Origin of the sequence: Actinoallomurus sp. NBC_01490 (genome assembly GCF_036227085.1) — a bacterium.
GTDB lineage: Bacteria > Actinomycetota > Actinomycetes > Streptosporangiales > Streptosporangiaceae > Actinoallomurus > Actinoallomurus oryzae.
This window is the reverse complement of record NZ_CP109433.1, coordinates 9,100,001-9,121,870: the sequence shown is the minus strand read 5'-3', so window position 1 is coordinate 9,121,870 and position 21,870 is coordinate 9,100,001. Positions and strand designations below refer to the sequence as shown.

Here is a 21,870-nt window from a genome sequence, read left to right as displayed (position 1 = left end):
AGATGTTCGGCGCTTGCACTCGTGAGCATAGGTGACCTGCCAAATCGCGTAAGTGTGTGCTTTCTCACTTGGGCGTTCACCTGCGAGGGCCCCGCGCCCAATACCCTCCCGCCCATGACTGAAAAGTTGCGTGTGGACCGGCGGCCCGACGGGATCGTCGTGCTCACCCTCGATGACCCCGCACGGCGCAACGCGATGTCCGAGACGATGACGTCCGCCTGGCGGGAGACCGTCGCCGGTCTGCGGGAGGACGCCGGGGTGCGCTGCGTCGTCGTCACCGGCGCCGGCAGCGCCTTCTCCTCCGGCGGAGACCTGGGGTGGATCGCCGGACGCGGCCGGGTCGACGTCCCTCCGCTCCGCGATCACATGCTCGCCTTCTACCGCACCTGGCTGGCGGTCCGGGACCTGGAGGTGCCCACGGTCGCCGCGGTCAACGGCGCCGCGGTCGGTGCGGGCCTGTGCCTCGCCCTGGCCTGTGACCTGCGGTACGCCGCCTCCGACGCCAAGCTGGTGGCGCCGTTCACCCGGCTGGGCATCCACCCGGGCATGGCCGCGACGTACCTGCTGCCCGAGGCGGGCGGCCTGCCGCTGGCCCGGGAGATGCTCTTCACCGGCCGCGTGGTGACCGGAGAGGAGGCGGCGGCGCACGGGCTGGTCAACCGCGCGGTGCCGCGTGAGGACGTCCTCGGCGTGGCGCTCGAGATCGCCGGTCGGATCGCCGAAGCCGCGCCGGTCGCCACCCGCCTGACCAAGGCCGCCCTCGCCGACGGCGGGCAGCCGAGCCTGGAGGCGGCCCTGCGGTGGGAGTCGCTGGCCCAGCCGGTGACCATGGCCTCCGAGGACCTCGCCGAGGGCATCGCCGCGCAGCGCGAGAAGCGCACCCCGAGGTTCACCGGCCGCTGAGAGACCGCACGGCACCCTGACCGCGGCAGGGCGCGAGGCTTCGGAGGCGAGTAAGGCCGGCAGCCGCCTTGCCGGGGGGTCCGGCTCCGGACGGTCGTCGCGGCGTACGGGGGAGCGTGGCCCGGAAAGCCCCCGTGCGCCGGTCCGGCCGCCCCCCTTCCCAGTCGGCGGCCGTCCCGCGCGCCGCGGGGACCCCCGGTCCGCGTGACGCTAGGAGCGAGGGGGACGGGCGTCAACGAGAGCCTGTGGACAGGCCTGGGGACCCGGTGGGGACGGGCCGGAGTGTCCCTGTGGACAACCTGCGCACAAGGGTGTGGATAGTCCTGGGGATGATTCAATTGCCCCGGTTCTACCTGCGTCGATGCGATCCACCCCCTGTGGAGAAAACAAAGTTTTCGGTACGGTGCTACGGTGCCCCCCACAGGCGAGATAGAGATAGAGGTTCGTCGCAGTGCCCGCCGCCGTCGCACGGTCACCGCGCGCCGCGACGGCGACAAGACGGTCGTGATGATGCCGGCCGGGTTGAGCGACGCCGAAGAGCAGGAATGGATCGCGACCGTGCTCGAACGGCTGGCGCGGCGCGAGGCGCGTCGGCACCCCAGCGACGCGGCGCTGTTCGACCGTGCCCGCGAGCTCGCGTCGCGCTACCTCGACGGCCGTGCCGCGCCGGCGAGCGTGCGCTGGGTCGGCAACCAGCGCAGCCGCTGGGGCTCCTGCACGCCCGACGACGGCACCATCCGGCTCTCCGACCAGTTGCGCGGCATGCCCGGCTGGGTGGTCGACTACGTCCTCCTGCATGAGCTGACTCATCTGATCGAGCCCGGTCACGGCCCGGCGTTCTGGCGGCTGGTCAACCGCTACCCCCGCACCGAGCGCGCCCGGGGTTACCTCGAAGGCGTCGCCGCCACCGCTGGCCTGCCCCTGGCGGACGGAGAGCCCACCACGTGACCTCCCGCTTCGTCGCCGTTCTGGCCGGGAGCGAGGTCGCGACCCCGCCCGGCGCCGACCCGGAGGAGTTCCGGCTCGCCGTCCTGGAGGACACCTACGAGGTGGTCGCCGGGCTGGAGTTCGTCACACCGGTCCTGGCCCTGACCGCCCCCGACGCCGAGGCCGAGGCGATCACCTGGCCCGGCACGGAGATCGTCCGGACCACCGGTCTGCGGCCGCTCCTCGACACGCTGGCGGATCTCGGCGCCGACCAGGCGGCCGTGGTCGCCCACGACGCCCCCGACCTGCCGCCCCTGCTCCTCGGCAAGCTGTTCCGCTCTCTGGGCGGGGGAGAGATCGCGATCTGCCCGGCGAAGGGCGGCGGGCTGGTCGCGCTGGCCGCCCGGCTGCCCGCGCCGACCTGGCTGGAGGCCGTCGACCTGGACACGGCGGACGCCCCGCGCCGCCTGCGCGCCGCGGCGGCGCGTCCCGGCGCCGTGCGCTCCGGCCCCGGCTGGCACCGTCTCCGCACCCCCGCCGACCTGTCCTTCCTGGACCCGGGCCTGGAGGGTTGGGACAACACCCGCATTCTGCTCGGCGGCGCCTGACCGCGGACGGTCCCCACCGGACGCTTCCGTGAACCGGAGGTAAGGGTCTTATGACCGAAAGGTCACATTGACGTGCTCTGCAAAGGATTGCAGAGTTTCACTCATCCGAAACGCAGGAGGAGAATCCGGTGCCGGTGACCATCCAGGACGTGGCCCGTGAGGCGGGGGTGTCGGTTTCCACCGTCTCCCGGGCGTTCACCGTGCCGGAGATGGTGCGAGACGAGACCCGGCACCACGTCCTGGCGACCGCGGAGCGGCTGGGCTACCGGCCGAACCGCGCCGCCCGGGGCCTGATCACCGGCAAGACCGGCAATCTGGGCGTGATCGTTCCCGACCTGTCCAACCCGTTCTTCCCCAATGTTCTGAAAGGGGTCCAGGCGCGGGCCCGTGAGGCGGACTACGCCGTCTTCCTCGCGGACTGTGACGAGAACGCCACGGAGGAGATCGCCCTCGTCCAGGCGATGGCCAAGCAGGTCGACGGCGTCATCCTCTGCTCCTCCCGCATGTCGGAGGCCCAGCTCGAACGCATCGTCGGCACGACGTCCCTGGTGCTCATCAACCGGCAGGTGCGGAACCTGCCCGCCGTCCTCATGGACACCGCGGGCGGCATGCGCCAGGCGATCGAGCATCTCGCCGCTCTCGGGCACCGCAAGGTCGCCTACCTGAGCGGCCCACGCGCCTCATGGTCGAACCGGGAGCGCCGGCGCGGGCTGCGCCGCTTCGCCCGGCAGGGCATCGAGGTGGTGGAGCTGGGGCCGTTCGCGCCGCGCTTCGAGGGCGGGTCGCACGCCGCCGACCTGGCACTCGCCGAGGGCGTGACGGCGATCATCGCCTACAACGACCTGATGGCCCTCGGGGTGATGTCCCGGCTGGCCGATCGGGGCGTGTCCGTACCCGCCGAGATGAGCGTCGTCGGGTTCGACGACATACCGATGGCGGGCATGGCCACCCCGCCGTTGACGACCGTGTCCATGCAGAACGAACGGGCGGGCCGCGCGGCCGTCGACCTGCTCGTGAGCCTCCTGAACGTCACCGGCGCCGACGCGGGGGATCTCCGCCGGGGACTCGAATGCCAGCTGATCGTGCGGGCGTCGACCGCCGTGCCGCCCGATCCGACCGGAAGGTGATCCCCTGATGCGTGTGAAGACGTTGTGCCTCGCGGCGGTACTCGTCCTGGCGGGTGCGTGCGGCTCGCCGAATGCGGGGGGCGGGGCCAAGGACCTCACCCCGGCCAATGTGCCGGACAACCCGAAGAACCCGGTGACCCTCAACATCATCGATGTGGCGGGCAACCTCCAGCTCACCAAGGGAATGATCGACGAGTTCGTCAAGACCCATCCGAAGGTCATCAAGAAGGTCACCTACACCAACGCCACGGCGCCCGAGCTGCCCGGCAAGATCAAGGCGCAGCAGAGCGCCGGTCAGGTTCAGATCGGCCTGGTCCTGACCGGCACCGACGCCCTGTCGGCCGGCATCGACCAGAACCTGTGGGTCAAGACCGACGACTACGCGAGCCGCCTGGGCAACGCGAACTACCTGCCTCCCGCGCAGAAGATGCAGGAGCTCGCCCAGGGCCACGGCGTGGAGGTCGTCTACTACCCCTCGGGTCCGTTGATCGAGTACAACCCCAAGACGGTGACCAAGCCGCCGGCGACCGCGGACGAGCTTCTGGCGTGGGCCAAGGCGCACCCGAAGAAGTTCCAGTACGCCCGCCCCGCCAACTCCGGCCCCGGCCGTACGTTCCTCATGGGCCTGCCCTACATCCTCGGCGACTCCAACCCGAAGGACCCCAAGGCCGGCTGGTCCAAGACCTGGGCGTACCTGCAGGAACTCACCAAGTACGTCGACTACTACCCCTCCAAGACGTCGGAGACGATGAGCAACCTGGCCAACGGCTCGGCCGACATCATCGCCACCACGACGGGCTGGGACATCAACCCGCGGGCGCTCGGCCAGGTTCCGGCCGGTGACAAGGTCGCCTACCTCAAGGGCATGCACTGGGTGACCGACGCGCAGTACGCCGTCGTGCCGCGCGGGGTCTCCGCCGACGTGCTGTCCGCCGACCTCCAGCTGATCAAGTGGATGCTCACCCCGCAGCAGCAGGCGAAGGCCTACGACGACGGCTACTTCTACCCGGGCCCGGCGGTGAACGGCGTCACCGTGAAGATGGCGCCGCAGAAGTCCCAGCAGGTCATCCAGCAGTTCGGCCGACCGGAGTACGACCAGTGGATCCCCAAGTTCCCCACCGAGACCTCGCTGCCCGCCCAGCAGCAGGTCGCCGCGTTCGACCAGTGGGACCGGACCGTCGGCAGCGGCAAGGTCAAGAAGTGAGCACCCGCCGTACGGGCGGCACCGGCCGGGCGGGCGAAGCGAACCGGAGTGCACAGTGAGTGGATCGAAGATCTCGGAGCTGCGGCTCGACCACGTGAGCCGCGGCTTCGGGGAGGTGCTCGCGCTCGACGGGCTCGACCTCACCATCGAGGGCGGGGAGTTCGTCGCACTGCTCGGCCCGAGCGGATGCGGCAAGTCGACGGCGCTCAACTGCCTGGCCGGCCTCCTGCCGCTGACGGGCGGCTCCATCACGCTCGACGGCAAGCGGATCGACACGCTGCCGCCGGAGCAGCGCGGGTTCGGCATGGTCTTCCAGAACTACGCGCTGTTCCCGCACATGTCGGTGCGCGCCAACATCGGCTTCGGCCTGAAGATGGCCAAGGTCGGCAAGGCCGAGGCGCAGCGGCGGGTCGACGAGGCGGTGGAGCTGGTCCAGCTCGGTGACCACGCCGCCAAGTTCCCCGGCCAGCTGTCGGGCGGGCAGCAGCAGCGTGTCGCGATCGCCCGCGCGATCGTGCTGGAGCCCGCGCTGGTGCTGATGGACGAGCCGCTGTCCAACCTCGACGCGAAGCTGCGCCTGGAGATGCGCACCGAGATCAGGCGCATCCACCAGACGCTCGGGCTGACCACCGTCTACGTCACGCACGACCAGGAGGAGGCGCTGTCGCTCGCCGACCGGCTCGTGCTGCTGCGTGAGGGAAAGGTCCAGCAGGTCGGCCCGCCGGAGACGGTCTACACCGAGCCCGCGAACCGGTTCGTGGCCGGCTTCATGGGCTACCGGAACGAACTGGAGCTGCCGGTCTCCTCGGTGGCCGACAAGACGGTGGTGCTCGGCGAGCTGACCGGCACCCGCCGCGAGGACCTGGGCGAGACCGCGGTCGCCGCGATCCGGCCCGAGGACTTCACCGTGGGCGACGGCCCCAACGCCATGGAGGTCGACGTCGAGGTCGTGGAATTCCAGGGCCGCGAGCAGGCGATCCAGGCGCGTACGGCCGCCGGCGACGAGCTTCACCTGCGCGTCCAGTCCCGTCTCGCGCCGGGCGACCGGGTCACGGTGTCGGTGCCGCCGGAGCGGGTGCTGGTGTTCGCGGCCGACAGCCCGGCCGCGCCCGAGGAGGTGGCCTAGGTGGCGGCCCCGGCGACCGCCGGGCGCATCGCGCTGCGGCACCGCCTGGCCGACCGGGGCGTGGACCGCACGCTGCTGCTCCTGCTGCCGGCGGTCGTGTTCATCGTGGCGCTGTTCATCTATCCGTTCGTGTACGGGCTGCAGCTGTCGTTCCAGCCGCAGCCCGGCTCGGAGACGGTGCAGCACTACGGCTCGGGGCCGTTCGCGGACTACCACGCGTTCTTCGCCGACTCGTACCTGCGGAACACCATTTGGACGACGTTGAAGCTCAGCCTGCCCGCCGGGCTGTTCAACGTCATCGCGTCGGTGCCGATCGCGTACCGGATGCGCGGGCGGTTCCGCGGCAAGCGGACGATCACCACGATCCTCGTCGTGCCGATCACCCTGGGCACCGTGCTGACCGCGGAGGGGCTGCTGGCGTTCATGGGCCCCACCGGCTGGCTCAACCGGCTGCTGATCGACGTGGGGATCGTGGACCATCCGGTGCGGTTCACGCACAACTACTGGGGCGTGCTGTTCTCGCTGATCATCTCGGGCTTCCCGTTCGCGTTCCTGCTGACGCTGTCCTACCTCAGCGGCATCGACCCGACGCTGGAGCGGGCCGCGGCGACGCTGGGCGCGGGGTGGTGGCAGCGGTTCCGGTTCATCACGCTGCCGCTGCTGGCGCCGGGGCTGGCCATCACGTTCTGCCTGACGTTCGTGCTGGCCTTCTCGGTGTTCCCCTCGGCGGTCATGGTGGGTGATCCGTCGGGGACGACCCGGGTGATCTCGATCGCGGCGTTCCACGCGGCCTTCGAGCAGTACGACTACTCGATGGCCTCGGCGATCGCGATGATCATGGGCGCGGTCGAGCTGATCGTCGTCGGGCTGGTCCTCGGCTGGCGGGCCACTCTGTACCGCGGTGCGTCGGGAGGCAAGGGATGACGGAGCAGCGAGCCGACGAGCGAGCGGAGCGGCCGGTGAGGAACGAGCCGTCCGCGGAGCGAGTGAGGAGGGGAGCGCGACCATCGAGCGCGCAGCGAGCCGACGAGCGAGCGGAGTGGCCGGTGAGGGACGAGCCGTCCGCGGAGCGAGTGAGGAGGGGAGCGCGACCATCGAGCGCGCAGCGAGCCGACGAGCGAGCGGAGTGGCCGGTGAGGGACGAGCCGTCCGCGGAGCGAGTGAGGAGGGGAGCGCGACCATGAGCACAGCCATCACTGCGGAGCGCCGGCGGCTCGCCCTGCGGCCCGGCGCCTGGCTGGTCTGGGGCGCGGTCGTCTTCTTCCTGCTGATCCTCGCCGGTGTCGTCGGCGCGGTCGTCGTCGACTCCTTCGGCACGAGATGGTTCAGCGGCTGGCTGCCGTCCGGGTGGACCTCACGCTGGTACGGCACGACGTGGCGCGAGTTCGACCTCGGCAACGTGCTGGTCGTGACCCTGGAGGTCGCGCTGGCGGTGGTGGTGATCTCGCTGGTCGTCGGCGTGCCCGCCGCGTACGCGCTGGCCCGGCGGACCTTCCCCGGCAAGCGGCTGCTGATGGTGGCCTTCATGCTGCCGATCCTCATCCCGCCGATCACGTACGGCGTGCCGCTCGCGACCGTGCTCTACAAGTTCCACCTGGCCGGCAAGCTCAGCGGCGTCATCCTGGCCAACCTGGTGCCGGCCGTGCCGTTCGTGATCCTGGTCATGACGCCGTTCATCGAGCAGATCGACCCGAAGATCGAGTCGGCCGCGCGGATGTGCGGCGCCCGCACCCGCGTGATCTTCACCCGCATCCTCGGACCGCTGCTGATCCCCGGCATGCTGGCCGCCGCGGTCCTCATCCTCGTCCGCACGGTGGGCATGTTCGAACTGACGTTCCTCACCGCCGGATCCGACAGCCAGACCCTGGTCGTCGCGCTGTACTACTCGGTCTCGGCGGCGGGCATCCGCGCGCAGCAGGAGATCGATGCGATGGCCGTGATCTACACCCTGTTCATGCTGGTGCTGCTCGTCGTGGCACTGCGCTTCGTCAACCCCACCCAGCTGGTCACCCAGATCAAGGAGAGAGATTGAAGACCCTGCTGACCCCGGGCAAGGAGACCGAGCTCATCGGGCTCGAGCTGGCCGACCTGGCCGACGGCGAGACCCTTGAGCTCACCCGCGACACCGAAATAGCGGCCGTCGTCCTCTCCGGCGTCGTCGACGTCGAGGGGCTCGGCACCGCGGGCGGTCGTGGCGGTGTCTTCGAGGGGGCGGGCCACACCGTGTACGCCCCGCCCGGAACGCCGCTGCGGTTCCAGGCGACCGGCGGCCCGGCCCAGATCGTGGTCTGCACGGCGCCGCTCGGCGACGGACGGCCCGGCACGGCGCGGATCATCGGCCCGGACGACCAGGACGTGGCCGAGCGGGGTGAGGGCAACTGGGCCCGTACGGTCCGCACGGTCCTCGGCCCGGACGACGACGCGGGGCGGATTCTGCTCGGCGAGACGATCAACCCGCCCGGCAACTGGTCCAGCTACCCGCCGCACAAGCACGACACCCACGAGCCGCCCCGCGAGGTGAAGCTGGAGGAGGTGTACCTGTTCAAGCTGGAGCCGGAGAACGGCTTCGGCATCCAGCTGCGCTACAACGGCGAGGGCGAAGAGGCCTTCACCGTGCGCGACGGCGACGTCGCCGCGATCCCGAACGGCTACCACCCGGTCGTCGCCGCGCCCGGCTACAAGCTCTACTACCTGTGGGTGATGGCGGGCGAGGGCCGGAAGATGATCCCGTACCTCGACCCCGAGCACGCCTGGGTCCAGACCGGCTGACACCGTCATGAGAATCGTCGAGGCCAAGGTCATCGTCACCTGCCCGGACCGCAACTTCGTGACCCTGAAACTGACCACCGATGACGGGCTGACCGGGGTCGGCGACGCCACCCTGAACGGCCGGGAGCTGGCGGTCGCGTCGTACCTGAAGGATCACGTCTGCCCCCTGCTGATCGGCCGTGACGCGAGCCGGATCGAGGACACCTGGCAGTACCTCCACAAGGGGGCGTACTGGCGGCGCGGACCGGTGACGATGACCGCGGTCGCGGCGGTCGACACCGCGCTGTGGGACATCAAGGGCAAGGCCGCCGGGATGCCGGTCTACCAGCTGATCGGCGGCCGCTCCCGCGATGCCGTCACGGTGTACGGGCACGCGAACGGCACGACCGTGCCCGAGGCCCTCGACCAGGTCGGGAGCCTGCTCGACCAGGGCTACCGCGCGGTGCGGGTCCAGGCCGGCGTGCCGGGCCTGGAGAAGGTGTACGGGGTGCCCGCGGACCGGGCGCCGTACGAGCCGGCCGTCGCCGGGGACCGCCCGGAGGAGGCGGCCTGGTCGACGGCCAAGTACCTGAACTTCGTGCCGGGCCTGTTCGCCGCCGTGCGCGAGCGGTTCGGCCACGACTTCCACCTGCTGCACGACGCGCACCACCGGCTCACCCCGATCGAGGCCGCGCGGCTCGGCAAGGCGGTCGAGCCGTACGGGCTGTTCTGGCTGGAGGACCCGATCTCCGAGGAGTTGCAGGAGGGGTTCCGGCTGATCCGGCGGCACACGACGACGCCGATCGCGGTCGGCGAGGTCTACAACTCGATCTGGGACTGCCACCAGCTCATCACCGAGCAGCTCATCGACTACATCCGGATGGACGTCGTGCACGGCGGCGGCATCACTCACCTGCGGCGGGTCTTCGACCTGGCCGACCTGTACCACGTGCGCACCGGATCGCACGGCGCGACCGACCTGTCGCCGGTGTGCCTGGCGGCCGCGCTGCACGTCGACGTCGCGGTGCCCAACTTCGGCATCCAGGAGTACATGCCGCACACGGAGACGACGGACGCGGTCTTCCCGCACTCGTACCGGTTCGCGGACGGCCTGCTGTACCCCTCCGAGGAGCCCGGCCTCGGCGTCGACATCGATGAGGAGGCCGCCGCGGAGTATCCGTACCGGCGGGCATACCTGCCGGTCAACCGCCTAGAGGACGGAAGCATGCATGACTGGTGACACGCTGCTGCTGCACCCGGAGGACGACGTGGCGGTGGCGCTGCGTGAGCTGCCCGGCGTGCCGCGCGGGCACAAGGTCGCCGTGCACGACCTCGCCGTCGGCGCGCCGGTCCGCAAGTACGGCCAGGCGATCGGCGTCGTGACCGCGCCGATCGCGGCGGGCGACCACGTGCACACCCACAACCTCGGCATGGGCCCGCACGACCGCGCGTACGACTTCGGCACCGAGGTGCGCCCGGTCGAGCCGGCGTCCGCGCCCGCGTCCTTCCAGGGCATCGTGCGGCCGGACGGGCGGGTCGCCACGCGCAACTACATCGGCATTCTGACCTCGGTGAACTGCTCGGCCACGGTGGCCAAGCGGATCGCGAGCCGCGCGTCGGCGCTGTGCGAGGAGTATCCGAACGTCGACGGCGTCGTCGCCCTCACCCACGGCACCGGCTGCGGCATGGCCGCCGACGGCGACGGCATCCGGCTGCTGCGCCGCACCCTGAGCGGCTATGCCCGGCACCCCAACTTCGCCGCGATCCTCGTCGTCGGCCTCGGCTGCGAGGTCAACCAGCTCACCGGCTTCGACCTGCCGGAGGGCACGCCGACGATGACGATCCAGGAGCTCGGCGGCACCTCGTCCACCGTGCGCCGCGGGCTGGAGGTGATCGGCGAACTGCTGCCGGCCGCGAACGCCGTCACCCGCGAGCCGGTGCCCGCCTCCGAGCTGGTGCTCGGCCTGCAGTGCGGCGGCTCGGACGGCTACTCCGGCATCACCGCCAACCCGGCCCTGGGCGCCGCCGCCGACCTGCTCGTACGGCACGGCGGCACGGCGATCCTGGCCGAGACCCCCGAGGTGTACGGCGCCGAGCACCTGCTGACGCGACGCGCGGTCTCGCGGGCGGTCGGCGAGCGGCTGGTCGAGCGGATCCAGTGGTGGGAGTCCTACGCCGAGTCGATGGACAACAACCCCTCGCCCGGCAACAAGGCGGGCGGGCTCACCACGATCCTGGAGAAGTCGCTCGGCGCGGTCGCCAAGGGCGGCACGACACCGCTGACCGCGGTCTACGAGTACGCCGAGCCGGTCACCGAGCGCGGCTTCGTGTTCATGGACACTCCCGGCTACGACCCGGTGTCGGCGACCGGCCAGGTCGCGGGCGGCGCCAACCTGATCTGCTTCACGACCGGCCGCGGCTCGGTGTACGGCTGCCGGCCGGCGCCCAGCCTGAAGCTCGCGAGCAACCGCGAGACGTACCGTGCGATGGAGGAGGACATGGACGTCGACTGCGGCGCCATCCTCGACGGCGAGGTCACGGTCGCCGAGCTGGGCGAGCGGATCTTCCAGCTCGTCCTGGAGGTCGCGTCGGGGCGCCGGACGGCGAGCGAGGAGCTCGGCTTCGGCGACGAGGAGTTCGCGCCCTGGCAGCTCGGCGCGGTGATGTGAGTGGGGGAGAACATGCGGCTCTCGCTAAGGACCCGGCCCCGTGAGGTGCCGTCCTCGGTCGGCATCGTCCACCTGGGGATCGGCGCGTTCCACCGCGCCCACCAGGCGGTCTACACCGAGGACGCCGGTGACGGCTGGGGCATCTGTGGCATCACCCAGCGCAGTGCGACCGTGGCCGAACAGCTGGGGCCCCAGGACGGCCTGTACAGCGTGCTCGAACGCGGGCCCGGAAAGCCGTCGGCGCGGGTCATCGGCGCCGTCCGCGAGGTGCTCACCGGCGACGCGACGGTCGCGCGCCTCGCCGACCCGGCCGTGAAGGTCGTCTCGCTGACCGTGACCGAGAAGGGGTACCGGCACGACCCGGCCACCGGGCGGCTGCGCCGCGACGACCCGGAGATCAGCCTGGACCTGACCGGGCGCCCGCCGCGTACGGTGCTCGGCCGCCTGGTCCGCGGCCTCGCCGAGCGCGACGCGCCGGTGACCGTGCTGTGCTGTGACAACCTCACCGCCAACGGCGAGACCCTGCGCGCCTTGGTGGAGGAGTACTGCGAGCGGAGCGGCACCCGCATCGGCTGCGAGGTGACCTTCCCCTCCACGATGGTCGACCGGATCGTGCCCGCGACCACGCCCGAGGACCTCGACGAGGCCGAACGCCTGCTCGGCGTGCGCGACGAGGGCGTCGTGGTGACCGAGCCGTTCACCCAGTGGGTGATCGAGGACACCTTCGCCGCCGGGCGTCCCGCGTGGGACGCCGCCGGGGCGATCCTCACCGACGACGTCGCGCCGTACGAGAAGATGAAGCTGCGGCTGCTCAACGGGTCGCACTCGATGCTGGCCTACCTGGGCTCGCACCACACCTACGTCGCGGACGCGGTCGCCGAGCTCGGCGACACCGTACGCCGCTACATGGACGAGGACGCGGGCCCGACGCTCGCCGTGCCGCCCGGCTTCGACCTGGAGGCCTACAAGACCTCGCTCCTCGAACGCTTCGCCAACCCGGCGCTGCGGCACCGTACCGCGCAGATCGCCATGGACGGCTCGCAGAAGCTGCCGCAGCGGCTGCTGTCCGTCGTACGGGACCGGCTCGCGGCCGGTGCCGAGCCGCGCTGGGCGGCGCTCGCGGTCGCCGCGTGGATGCGGCACGTCAAGACGGCACGCGAGCTGGACGACCCGATGGCCGACCTGCTGCGGATGACCGTCGCGCGAGCGGAGACCCCGGGGCAGATGGTGGACGGGCTGCTGTCGGTCACCGACGTGTTCGGCCCGGACCTGCGCGAGTCGGAGGTCTTCCGCGACCTGCTGGTCGAGCACCTGGGCGGCCTGCTGGCGAGGCGGCCTATTGAATCGGGTTCTTGATCGACTTACGCTGCGCAGGTGATCCTGGACCGTTTCCGGCTCGACGGCCGGGCCGCGATCGTCACCGGCGCCGGGCGAGGGATCGGGGCCGCCACGGCGGTCGCCCTCGCGCAGGCGGGCGCCGACGTGGTCGTGGCCGCCCGCAGCGAAGACCAGCTCAGGCGGATCGCCGCCGACGTGGAGGCCGCCGGGCGGCGTGCCGTCGTGGTCCCGGCCGACCTGACCGACCTGGACGCCGCCGCGGCGCTGCCGCGGGCGGCGGTGGAGGCGTTCGGGCGTCTCGACGTCGTGGTGAACAACGTGGGCGGCACGATCCCGCAGGCCTACCTCGACACGACGGTGGAGTACCTGGAGGAGGCGTTCCGGTTCAACGTCGGCATCGCGCACGCGGTGACCCGGGCGGCCGTCCCGCTGATGCTCGCGGACGGGGGCGAGGGCGCGGTCGTCAACATCTCCTCGGTGATGGGCCGCGTCACCGGCCGGGGCTACCTGGCGTACGGCACGACCAAGGCGGCGTTCGCGCACTACACCCGGCTCGCCGCCGACGACCTCGCCCCGCGCGTCCGCGTCAACGCCGTCGCCGCCGGGGCGGTGGCGACCTCCGCGCTGGAGATCGTCACCGGGGACGAGGGCCTGCGCCGGCAGATCGAGGACAACACTCCGCTGGGGCGCATCGGCGACCCGGAGGAGATCGCGGCGGCGGTGCTGTTCCTGGCCTCCCCGGCCGGCTCGTTCGTCACCGGGCGGGTCATCGAGGTGGACGGCGGCACCGACCGGCCGACGCTGGATCTCGGCCTGCCCGACCTGTGAGGGGCTGTACATGACACATCGCGTGGTGCTGTGGGGGACCGGCAACGTGGGGCGCAACGCCCTCATCGGCATCAACGCCCGGCCCGACCTGGAGCTGGCCGGCGTCTGGGTCTCCAACCCGGACAAGGTGGGCCGCGACGCGGGCGAACTCGCCGGCCTCGGACACCTCGGCGTGACCGCGACCGGCGACGCCGACGCGGTGCTGGCGACGCGCCCCGACTGCGTCGTGTACACCTCGATGGCCGACGTACGGCTGGACGAGGCGATGGAGGACCTGACCCGGATCCTGCGCGCCGGAGTGAACGTCGTCTCCAGCAGCCCGGTCTTCCTGCAGTTCCCCGACGAGGCGATGGGCGCGCCGATCCACCGCGCGGCGCTGGACGGCGGCGCCTCCATCTGGGTGAACGGCATCGACCCCGGCTTCGCCAACGACTGGCTGCCGCTGGCGATCACCGGCATCAGCGAGCGGATCACCCAGGTCCGCTGCATGGAGATCCTCAACTACTCCACCTACGCCCAGCCGACCGTGCTGTTCGACGTGATGGGCTTCGGCCGCCCGATGGACGAGACGCCGCTGCTGCTCTCGCCGGGCGTGCTGTCCCTGGCGTGGGGCAGCGTCGTGCGCCAGCTCGCCGCCGGGCTGGAGGTCGAGCTGGACGAGGTCGAGGAGTGGCACACGCGACTGCCCGCGCCGGAGACGTTCGAGATCGACGCGGGAACGGTGGAGAAGGGCACGGCCGCCGCCCTGCGCTTCGAACTGCGCGGCATGCGCGCCGGCCGTCCGGTGATCGTGCTGGAGCACGTGACGCGGCTACGGGACGACCTGGCTCCGGACTGGCCACAGCCCGCCGGGCACGGCTGTTACCGGGTGGAGGTCACCGGCGAACCGAACTACACCGTCGACCTGCGCCTGCTGGGCACGAACGGCGACCACAACACGGCGGGCCTCAAGGCGACCGCGATGCGCCTGGTCAACGCCGTCCCCGCCGTCGTCGCCGCCTCACCGGGCCTGCTCACCGCCCTGGACCTGCCGCTGGTCACCGGGCGGGGCCTGGTCGGCGGAGGCTCCTGATCAGTTCGCGTGCGCGGCGAAGAGCCTCCCGGACGCCTCGACCAGGCGGCGCAACACGTCGTCGGCGGGGTCCGGGACGGCCTCCAGCGGGAACCAGCGCAGGTCGTCGGACTCCGCACTGATCTGCAGGCGGGCGGCCGGCGGGGCGACCGCGGTGTACTGCACGTCCAGGTGGTAGGACCCGCCGTGGCACCAGACGCGGTGCCGGTCGACGCGGACCGGGCCCGGCAGGAGGCGCAGGCCCTCGATACCGGACTCCTCCGCGGCCTCCCGCAGCGCGGCCTCGGCCAACGACGTGTCGGCCCGCTCGCAGTGGCCGCCCAGCTGCAGCCACATCTTCGCCTTCGGATGCAGGGTCAGCAGCACCCGCTCGCCGGTCGCGTCGAGCACCGCCGTGCTCGCGGTCAGGTGGCCCGCCACACACTCGCGCCACATCCCGTCCGCGTGCTCGGCCAGATGCGCGAGGAACTCCCGTCGCAGCGCGTCCTGACCGGCGTCGGACGGGCACCAGTCCGACAGCACCCGCACGGCGTCGGCGTGCAGTCCGGCGCTCGCGAGACCTCCTTCGTCGGCCTCGCGAGCAAAGGGGCTGTGTTCGCCGGTTCGCTCGCTTCGCTCGCTCACAGCTCCTCGTCCGGCTTCTCGCCTGAGCCGTCGGACTCGTCGGTCCTGGGCTCGGTGAAGTCCGTGATGTCGATGTCGGTGTCCTTGGCCTCGACGAACGCCGTCGGGTCGTCGAGGTCCTCGGCGGTCGGCATCAGGTCCGGGTGCGCCCACACGGCGTCGCGGCCGTCGTTGCCCCGGGCCTCGCCGAGCGCGGCCCACAGGGCCGCGGCCTCGCGCAGCCGCCGCGGCCGCAGCTCCAGGCCGACGAGCGTCGCGAACGTGCGCTCCGCCGGCCCGCCGGTGGCACGCCGCCGGCGCACCGCCTCCGCCAGGCGTACGGCGGACGGCAGCCGGTCCTTCGCCGCGGCGTTCACCACCGTGTCCACCCAGCCCTCGACCAGCGCGAGCATCGTCTCCAGCCGGGCCAGCGCCGCCTTCTGCTGCGGCGTCTCCTCCGGGGTGAGGGACAGCTCGCCGCCGAGCGCCTGCTGGAGCGCCTCCGGGTTGGTCAGGTCCACCCCGGACACGGCGTCCTCGATCTTGGACAGGTCGACGGTGATGCCGCTCGCGTAGTCCTCGACCGCGCGCAGCAGGTGCGAGCGCAGCCACGGCACATGCTCGAACAGCCGCTGGTGCGCGGCCTCGCGCAGCGCGAGGTAGACGCGGACCTCGTCCTCTTCGATCTCCAGGCCCTCACCGAACGCGCGGATGCCCGAGGGCAGCAGCGCCCCGACGCCGGGAGGCGCCAGCGGCAGGCCGATGTCGCTCGATCCGACGACCTCCAGGGCCAGGGCTCCGAGCGCCTGCCCCGCCTGGCCCCCGACCATCGCGCCCGCCATCTGCTTCACCATGCCGACGAGAGGCCCGGCCACGGCCTGCATCTCATCAGGCATCGCCGAGCCCATCGACTCGACCATGCGGGCGGCCATCGGGTCGCAGATCGTCGACCACACCGGCAGGGTGTGCTCGATCCACTCGGACCGGCTCCACGCCTGCGGGGTGCGGATGCCGGCGGGGTGGGTCGTCACCTCGTTCAGCCACAGGTCGGCCAGGCGCAGCGCCTCGACGACCGCGCGACGCTGGGCGTCGAGCACGGACGGGTCGCCCTTCTCGGCCACCTGGTGACGGGCGATGTCCTTGGCGAGGTTCCAGTTCAGCGGCCCGCCGCCGGGGGACTGGTTGGACAGCATGTCGGCGAACTGGTGCAACATCGCGGCGAAGTCCTGCATGTTGCCCGCGCCGAACGGATCCTGCTTTCCAGGGTCGTTCTCGTCTCCGGGCTCGCTCGGGCGGTTGAACCCGAAGGGGATGTCACTCACGAGAACTCCTTCACCGACCCCGCACGAAGAGTGCTGTGCCTCCATGGCTCATCATGGGCCCTCCGTCGTCGGAGGGGAGACCAGGGCGCGTGCTTTTTCGTTCGCTCGCTCCGCTCGCTCACGGGCCCTACCTCGTGCAGGATGAATAGGTCACAACCTTCACGTTATCCGGTCGCAGCCCGGGGGCGTGCGATAGGAGGACTCGCTCGACTTGAGTACACGACAGGTTCGCCCACGGCGTAGCGCGGGCCCCGTCGTCGCCGTCACGGGGGCGGCGGACGGCATCGGGCGCGCGCTGGTCGCCCGGCTCGCCGCTTCGGCGGACGTCAGAAAGGTCGTCGCCCTGGACGACCATCGGGGAGACGTGCCGGGGGTCACCTGGCGGGTCGTCGACATCCGTGATCCACAGCTCACCAGCCGCATCTCCGACGTCGACGTGATCGTCCACCTCGACATCGACCAGTCACCGGAGACCGATCACCGCGAGCGCCGCGCGTACAACGTCCGCGGCACGCAGACCGTGATCACCGCCGCGGCGGCGGTACGGGTCCGGCGGGTGATCCTGGTGACGAGCGCCATGGTCTACGGGGCCCAGGAGGGCAACCCCGTACCCCTGCCGGAGGACTCGCCGACGGCGGCGGAGTTCGACGACGGCATCGTCGGCGACTTCCTGGAGATCGAGGAGCTCGCGGGCATGGCGCCCGTGGCGCATCCCGGCATGACCGTCACGGTGCTGCGTCCGGCGGCGCTCGTCGGACCGGGCATCGACACGGTCGTGACCCGCCACTTCGAGGCCCCGCGCCTGCTCACGGTCAAGGGCACCGCGCAGCGCTGGCAGTTCTGCCACGTCGACGACCTGGTCACGGCCCTCGATCTCGCCGTCTCCGGTGAGGTCTCCGGCCGGCTCGCGGTCGGCTGCGAGGGCTGGCTGGAGCCGGAGGAGGTCGAGGAGATCACCGGACGCCGGCGTTTCGAACTGCCCGCGGCGATCACCTTCGGCACGGCCCAGCGCCTGCACCGTATCGGGGTCACCCCGGCGCCCGCCACCGACCTGCACTACGTCGTCTACCCGTGGGTGGCCGACTGCGCCACCCTGCGCGAGGCCGGGTGGAAACCCTCGCGCGACAACGCCGAGGCGCTGAACGCTCTGCTCGAGGAGGTCGCGGGACGCCACGCGCTCGTCGGACGCCGGCTGGCGCGCAAGGAGGCGACCATGGCCACCGCGGCGGGCGCGACCGTCGCCGTCATCGGCACCGCCGCGATCGTCCGGCGGGCGCGCCGGAAACGCCGGGGATAGTTCGGCGCGCTCGCCGTTGCGGCCACGTCCGGCGGAAGGCGGTCGCACCTGCGGGCGGTTCCGCGCGTCCTGGCTCGCAGGGGCCATGACGGGCGCGGTCTGAGCGCCTGGAGTGGCGGGGTAGCGTTCGTCAGGTGAACGTGATCCGCCTTGCCGAACTCCGTGACACGCCGCTGTCCGCAGACGAGGTGCTCGCCGCCGTCGCCGACGCGGGCGCGGGCGGTACGGCGATCTTCGTCGGCACCGTGCGCGACGAGGACCACCGTCGCGCGGTGTCCGGATTGGGCTACACGGCGCACCCTCAGGCCGTCGACCGGCTGCGCGTCGTGATGGAGAAGGTCGCCGCCGACTACGACGTGCGCGCCATCGCCGCCGTCCACCGGGTCGGCGACCTCGCCGTCGGTGACCTCGCGGTGGTCGTCGCCGCGGCCTGCGCGCACCGCGCCGAGGCGTTCGAGGCCTGCCGCACGCTGATCGACGATCTCAAGGCCGAGGTCCCGATCTGGAAACACCAGGTCTTTGCCGACGGCGGAGACGAATGGGTGGGGATTGGGTGATTTGTCGCCCGAGATGCTGGTTACGTAAGTTGTGACCGGTTTTCGGGAGGTGACGCCGCATGTCCGTCCTGGCGTGGTGGGTCGTCCCGGTGACCGTCGCGCTGCTCGTGGGCGCGATCATCCGCCTTTGGGCGCGCCGGCCCCGTATGCGACGCAGTTTCGAAGAGGTCGAATACTTCAAACGCTTCCTCGACGCGCTGAGACGGAACAGCGCCGAGAGGGGGCGACGGGGCGGTCGATCGACCGCGTAGGCTTCCGGGCATGTCCCGTCGTGCTGCCACCCTTATCTTCGCGAGCGTGCTCATTCTCGTACTGGGCATGGTGGGGGCCTTCATTCCCGTGCCGTACGTCGCGCTGCGTCCGGGGCCCACCACCAACACGCTCGGGCAACTCGGCAAGGTGCCGCTCATCCAGATCAGCGGCGCCAAGACCTATCCCAAGAGCGGGCACCTCAACTTCGTGACCGTCGCGTACCAGGGCGGGCCGGGCAACCGCATCGACCTGTTCACCGCCCTGCGCGGCTGGGTCGACCCCGACGTGGCGATCGTGCCGGAAGAGGCGATCTTCCCCAAGAACGTCTCGACCAAGAAGGTCGAGCAGGAGAACACCGCGGAGATGGCCGACTCCCAGGAGTCCGCCACCGCGGCCGCCCTGCACGAGCTGAACATGCCGATGACCACCACGGTCGTCGTCGACTCGGTGCAGCAGGGCCTGCCCGCGACGGGCAAGCTGCGGCCCGGCGACCAGATCGTCGCCGTCGACGGCACGCAGATCAAGCAGGTGCCCCAGGTCAGCACGGTGATCGGCAAGCACGAGCCGGGGCAGACGGTGAAGTTCACCATCCGGCGCGCGGGCAAGGACTCCTCCGTCGACGTGGGCACGGTCGCCTCTCCGGACAAGAGCACCCCCGGCAAGCCCGTCGTCGGCGTGGTGCTGCGCGAGAAGTTCCAGTTCCCCGTCCAGGTGAAGATCAGCGTCGGCGACGTCGGCGGGCCGAGCGCCGGCCTGATGTTCTCGCTGGGGATCTACGACAAGCTGAGCCCGCAGGATCTCACCGGCGGGAAGTTCGTCGCGGGCACGGGCACGATCACCCCGGAGGGCCAGGTGGGCCCGATCGGCGGTATCCAGCAGAAGATGGTCGCCGCTCGCCACGCCGGCGCCACGGTCTTCCTCACGCCCGCGCAGAACTGCTCCGACGCCGTGGCCTCCGCGCCCAAGGGGCTCCGGCTCGTACGGGTCGACACCATGCACGGGGCGCTGCAGGCGCTGAGCGCGCTGCGCACCGGGCAGGGGTCCGTGCCCGCCTGCCCGTCGAAGTGATCAGCCGAGCGTCGTGATCAGCTGAGCGTCGCGGCCAGCGCTTCGGCGAGGGCCGGGACGAGCTCGGGGCCCGACATCACCTGATCGTCGCTGTCGTGGCCGCGCAGCCGCATCGCCGAGTGCCGGGAGCCGTCGCGCAGCACGCCCACGACGAGGCGTACGTCCTCCCGGCCCGGGTGCCGGGCCGCCCAGCCGCTCGGGTCCTCGTCGGGCATGTCGTCCTCCGCGCCGTCGGGCAGCAGGATGCGCTCGACCGCGAGGGCACAGCCGGTGACGCCGCCCGGCCATTCGATGCCGGCGAGGACGTCGTCGATCGGCTTGTCGACGGGCAGGGCGGGCTGCTCGAGCGCGGCCAGCCGTCCGGCGACGTCCGGAACGCCGAGCCGCCGGGCGAGATCGGGTTCGTTCTCATGGAGCTCGGGGGCTTCGACCAGCGCGTAGAGACGCGGCGCGGCATCCCAGCCGGCGCCCGCGACATGGCGTTCGAGCTCGACCACAAGCTCTTCCAAAGGGCTCACCAGTCCATTTTTTCACCGTCCGCACGGGGGTTTTCGCCGGAGGTGGCCCGTCGTGTACGGGAACCTGGGGATGCCTCGGTAAGTTGCCTTCACAGACACCCGGCGAAGGGGGACGGTCGTGAGCTTCCGGAGCCCAGGTAGCGGCCGCGTCAACGTGAGGCGATCACGGCTCCTGCTGCCCGTGATCATCACCCTGGTGATCCTCGTCGCGGCCTTCCTCGCCTTCACCGCGATCTGGACCGACGTGCTGTGGTACCGCTCCGTCGGATTCTCCTCGGTCTACACCAAGCAGATCACCACCCGGGTCCTGCTGTTCTTCTCCGGCGGCCTGATCATGGTCGTGCTGCTCGGCGCCAACGTCGTGACGGCCTACCGGCTCCGGCCCGCGTACCGGCCGTCCTCCGCCGAGCAGCAGGGCCTCGACCGCTACCGCAGCGTCGTGGACCCCCACCGGCGGATCATCCTCATCACGGTCCTCGCCCTGATCGGCCTGCTCACCGCGTCGGCCGCCGCCGGTCAGTGGCGCACCTGGCTGGCGTTCCTCAACCGCCAGCCGTTCGGCATCAAGGACCCGCAGTTCCACAAGGACATCTCGTTCTTCGTGTTCACCTATCCGCTGCTGCGGATCGTGCTCGACTACCTGTTCACCGCGGTGATCCTGACGTTCATCGCCTCGCTGATCGTGCACTACCTGTACGGCGGCGTGCGGGTGCAGGGCGAGGGACCGCGGGTCAGCACGGCCGCCCGCGTGCACCTGTCGGTGCTGTTCGGCGTGTTCGTGCTGCTCAAGGCCGTGGCGTACTGGTTCGACCGGTGGGGCCTGGCCCACTCCGAACGCGGCGTGGTCACCGGCCCGTCCTACACCGACGTCAACGTGGTGCTGCCCGCCAAGACCATCCTCGCCGTGATCGCGCTGATCTGCGCCCTGATGTTCTTCGCCACCTTCATCCGCCGGGGCGCCATGCTGCCGGGTATGGCCTTCGGCCTGCTGGTGCTGTCGGCCATCCTCATCGGCGGTGTGTTCCCGCTGCTGATCCAGACCTTCCACGTCAAGCCGAGCGAGGCCGACAAGGAGTCCAGGTACATCGGGCGCAACATCACCGCCACCCGCACGGCGTACGACGTCAACGACACCAGGGTCACCGACTTCACCCCGAGCGCCAAGCTCTCCCCGGAACAGGCGAAGAAGGAGACCTCGACCCTGCCCAACGTGCGCCTGCTCGACCCGGCCGTGGTCTCGCCGACGTACCAGCAGCTCCAGCAGATCAAGGGCTTCTACAAGTTCCCCAACCCGCTCGACATCGACCGGTACCCCGACCCCACCGGCGGCAACGCGCTGCGCGACACCATCGTCGCCGTCCGCGAGGTGGACGGCCCGCCCGCCGGCCGGCGCAACTGGATCAACAGCCACCTCGTCTACACGCACGGCTACGGGTTCGTGGCGGCCCCCGGCAACCAGGTCGACGCCCAGGGCGCCCCCGCCTTCACCGAGAAGGACATCCCGCCGACGGGCACGCTCGGGGTCACCCGTCCGCAGGTGTACTTCGGCGAGCGCTCCCCGTCCTACTCCGTCGTCGGCGGCGGCGACCGCGAACTCGACTACCCCGACGACAAGAGCCCCACCGGCCAGCACAACAGCTCCTACGCCGGCAAGGGCGGTGTATCGATCGGATCGCTGTTCAACCGGACGCTCTACGCGCTCC

Annotated in this window: 22 protein-coding genes (1 of these 22 running past the window's edge); 19 read left to right on the top strand and 3 right to left on the bottom strand. The window is 71.2% G+C overall.

All coding sequences use genetic code 11. The features are described 5' to 3' along the window. The first annotated feature begins 114 nt into the window (after positions 1–114). From OG417_RS42110 to OG417_RS42045, 14 genes are all read left to right on the top strand, one after another. Positions 115–903, top strand: coding sequence for an enoyl-CoA hydratase/isomerase family protein (locus tag OG417_RS42110; protein WP_329241365.1), 789 nt, complete (start codon positions 115–117; stop codon positions 901–903). 411 nt (positions 904–1,314) lie between these two features. Then, positions 1,315–1,851 (top strand): M48 metallopeptidase family protein, encoded by a 537-nt coding sequence (locus OG417_RS42105; protein WP_329241363.1) that lies wholly within the window; start codon positions 1,315–1,317, stop codon positions 1,849–1,851. Beyond that, positions 1,848–2,438, top strand: coding sequence for a hypothetical protein (locus OG417_RS42100; RefSeq protein ID WP_329241360.1), 591 nt, complete (start codon positions 1,848–1,850; stop codon positions 2,436–2,438). The genes OG417_RS42105 and OG417_RS42100 overlap by 4 nt, the downstream gene beginning before the upstream one ends. Before the next feature lie 128 nt (positions 2,439–2,566). Then, positions 2,567–3,565 (top strand): LacI family DNA-binding transcriptional regulator, encoded by a 999-nt coding sequence (locus OG417_RS42095; RefSeq protein ID WP_329241359.1) that lies wholly within the window; start codon positions 2,567–2,569, stop codon positions 3,563–3,565. A 7-nt stretch (positions 3,566–3,572) separates the two neighbouring features. Beyond that, positions 3,573–4,769, top strand: coding sequence for an extracellular solute-binding protein (locus OG417_RS42090; RefSeq protein WP_329241356.1), 1,197 nt, complete (start codon positions 3,573–3,575; stop codon positions 4,767–4,769). Between the two features lie 55 nt (positions 4,770–4,824). After that, on the top strand, positions 4,825–5,895 hold the full coding sequence (locus OG417_RS42085) for an ABC transporter ATP-binding protein (RefSeq protein WP_329241353.1): 1,071 nt from the start codon (positions 4,825–4,827) through the stop codon (positions 5,893–5,895). Beyond that, a complete protein-coding gene (locus OG417_RS42080; RefSeq protein WP_329241351.1) occupies positions 5,896–6,819 on the top strand; it encodes an ABC transporter permease in 924 nt (307 codons plus the stop codon). Between the two features lie 256 nt (positions 6,820–7,075). After that, positions 7,076–7,927 carry an ABC transporter permease gene (locus tag OG417_RS42075; RefSeq protein WP_329241348.1) on the top strand — a complete coding sequence of 284 codons (852 nt, stop codon included), beginning with the start codon at positions 7,076–7,078 and terminating at the stop codon, positions 7,925–7,927. Then, the gene (iolB, locus tag OG417_RS42070) at positions 7,924–8,664 is read left to right on the top strand and encodes a 5-deoxy-glucuronate isomerase (RefSeq protein ID WP_329241347.1); all 741 of its coding nucleotides are present in this window, start codon (positions 7,924–7,926) and stop codon (positions 8,662–8,664) included. The genes OG417_RS42075 and iolB overlap by 4 nt, the downstream gene beginning before the upstream one ends. Before the next feature lie 7 nt (positions 8,665–8,671). After that, entirely contained in the window at positions 8,672–9,883 is a 1,212-nt protein-coding gene (manD, locus tag OG417_RS42065; RefSeq protein WP_329241344.1) for a D-mannonate dehydratase ManD, read from the top strand. After that, complete coding sequence (locus OG417_RS42060) at positions 9,873–11,312, top strand: UxaA family hydrolase (RefSeq protein ID WP_329241341.1); 1,440 nt, start codon at positions 9,873–9,875, stop codon at positions 11,310–11,312. Before manD ends, OG417_RS42060 begins: the two co-directional genes overlap by 11 nt. Positions 11,313–11,324: 12 nt before the next feature. Next, positions 11,325–12,668, top strand: a complete 1,344-nt coding sequence (locus OG417_RS42055) for a mannitol dehydrogenase family protein (protein ID WP_329241337.1) — start codon at positions 11,325–11,327, stop codon at positions 12,666–12,668. An 18-nt stretch (positions 12,669–12,686) separates the two neighbouring features. Then, positions 12,687–13,478, top strand: a complete 792-nt coding sequence (locus tag OG417_RS42050) for an SDR family oxidoreductase (RefSeq protein WP_329241333.1) — start codon at positions 12,687–12,689, stop codon at positions 13,476–13,478. A 10-nt stretch (positions 13,479–13,488) separates the two neighbouring features. Continuing rightward, the gene (locus OG417_RS42045) at positions 13,489–14,550 is read left to right on the top strand and encodes an NAD(P)H-dependent amine dehydrogenase family protein (RefSeq protein ID WP_329241330.1); all 1,062 of its coding nucleotides are present in this window, start codon (positions 13,489–13,491) and stop codon (positions 14,548–14,550) included. On the opposite strand, the gene OG417_RS42040 is transcribed toward OG417_RS42045, so the two are convergent. Beyond that, the gene (locus OG417_RS42040) at positions 14,551–15,078 is read right to left on the bottom strand and encodes an NUDIX domain-containing protein (RefSeq protein ID WP_329262986.1); all 528 of its coding nucleotides are present in this window, start codon (positions 15,076–15,078) and stop codon (positions 14,551–14,553) included. A gap of 92 nt (positions 15,079–15,170) precedes the next feature. Then, positions 15,171–16,475 (bottom strand): zinc-dependent metalloprotease, encoded by a 1,305-nt coding sequence (locus tag OG417_RS42035; protein WP_329241328.1) that lies wholly within the window; start codon positions 16,473–16,475, stop codon positions 15,171–15,173. Positions 16,476–16,686: 211 nt separating this feature from the next. On the opposite strand from OG417_RS42035, the gene OG417_RS42030 reads away from it, so the two are divergent. From OG417_RS42030 to OG417_RS42015, 4 genes are all read left to right on the top strand, one after another. After that, positions 16,687–17,772 carry an NAD-dependent epimerase/dehydratase family protein gene (locus OG417_RS42030; protein WP_329241326.1) on the top strand — a complete coding sequence of 362 codons (1,086 nt, stop codon included), beginning with the start codon at positions 16,687–16,689 and terminating at the stop codon, positions 17,770–17,772. Between the two features lie 134 nt (positions 17,773–17,906). Continuing rightward, the gene (locus OG417_RS42025; protein ID WP_329241323.1) at positions 17,907–18,329 is read left to right on the top strand and encodes a molybdenum cofactor biosynthesis protein MoaE; all 423 of its coding nucleotides are present in this window, start codon (positions 17,907–17,909) and stop codon (positions 18,327–18,329) included. Positions 18,330–18,388: 59 nt separating this feature from the next. Next, positions 18,389–18,580 carry a hypothetical protein gene (locus OG417_RS42020; protein ID WP_329241320.1) on the top strand — a complete coding sequence of 64 codons (192 nt, stop codon included), beginning with the start codon at positions 18,389–18,391 and terminating at the stop codon, positions 18,578–18,580. 10 nt (positions 18,581–18,590) lie between these two features. After that, the gene (locus tag OG417_RS42015) at positions 18,591–19,649 is read left to right on the top strand and encodes a YlbL family protein (RefSeq protein WP_329241317.1); all 1,059 of its coding nucleotides are present in this window, start codon (positions 18,591–18,593) and stop codon (positions 19,647–19,649) included. 17 nt (positions 19,650–19,666) lie between these two features. Here the strand turns inward: OG417_RS42015 and OG417_RS42010 are convergent, their stop codons facing one another. Beyond that, positions 19,667–20,167 carry a PPA1309 family protein gene (locus OG417_RS42010; protein WP_329241315.1) on the bottom strand — a complete coding sequence of 167 codons (501 nt, stop codon included), beginning with the start codon at positions 20,165–20,167 and terminating at the stop codon, positions 19,667–19,669. A 118-nt stretch (positions 20,168–20,285) separates the two neighbouring features. Between OG417_RS42010 and OG417_RS42005 the strand changes: the two genes are divergently transcribed. After that, positions 20,286–21,870, top strand: partial view of a UPF0182 family membrane protein gene (locus OG417_RS42005; protein ID WP_329241313.1) — the 5' portion only. It continues 1,334 nt past the right edge of the window; the window shows 1,585 of its 2,919 coding nt (coding positions 1–1,585); its start codon is at positions 20,286–20,288; the stop codon falls past the right edge of the window.

What these genes read in the sequence shown, in the direction of transcription:
- OG417_RS42110 (WP_329241365.1), top strand. Translation starts at nt 115, where the DNA reads ATGACTGAAAAGTTGCGTGTGGACCGGCGGCCCGACGGGATCGTCGTG.
- OG417_RS42090 (WP_329241356.1), top strand. Translation starts at nt 3,573, where the DNA reads ATGCGTGTGAAGACGTTGTGCCTCGCGGCGGTACTCGTCCTGGCGGGT.
- OG417_RS42075 (WP_329241348.1), top strand. Translation starts at nt 7,076, where the DNA reads ATGAGCACAGCCATCACTGCGGAGCGCCGGCGGCTCGCCCTGCGGCCC.
- manD (WP_329241344.1), top strand. Translation starts at nt 8,672, where the DNA reads ATGAGAATCGTCGAGGCCAAGGTCATCGTCACCTGCCCGGACCGCAAC.
- OG417_RS42060 (WP_329241341.1), top strand. Translation starts at nt 9,873, where the DNA reads ATGACTGGTGACACGCTGCTGCTGCACCCGGAGGACGACGTGGCGGTG.
- OG417_RS42055 (WP_329241337.1), top strand. Translation starts at nt 11,325, where the DNA reads ATGCGGCTCTCGCTAAGGACCCGGCCCCGTGAGGTGCCGTCCTCGGTC.
- OG417_RS42045 (WP_329241330.1), top strand. Translation starts at nt 13,489, where the DNA reads ATGACACATCGCGTGGTGCTGTGGGGGACCGGCAACGTGGGGCGCAAC.
- OG417_RS42020 (WP_329241320.1), top strand. Translation starts at nt 18,389, where the DNA reads ATGTCCGTCCTGGCGTGGTGGGTCGTCCCGGTGACCGTCGCGCTGCTC.
- OG417_RS42015 (WP_329241317.1), top strand. Translation starts at nt 18,591, where the DNA reads ATGTCCCGTCGTGCTGCCACCCTTATCTTCGCGAGCGTGCTCATTCTC.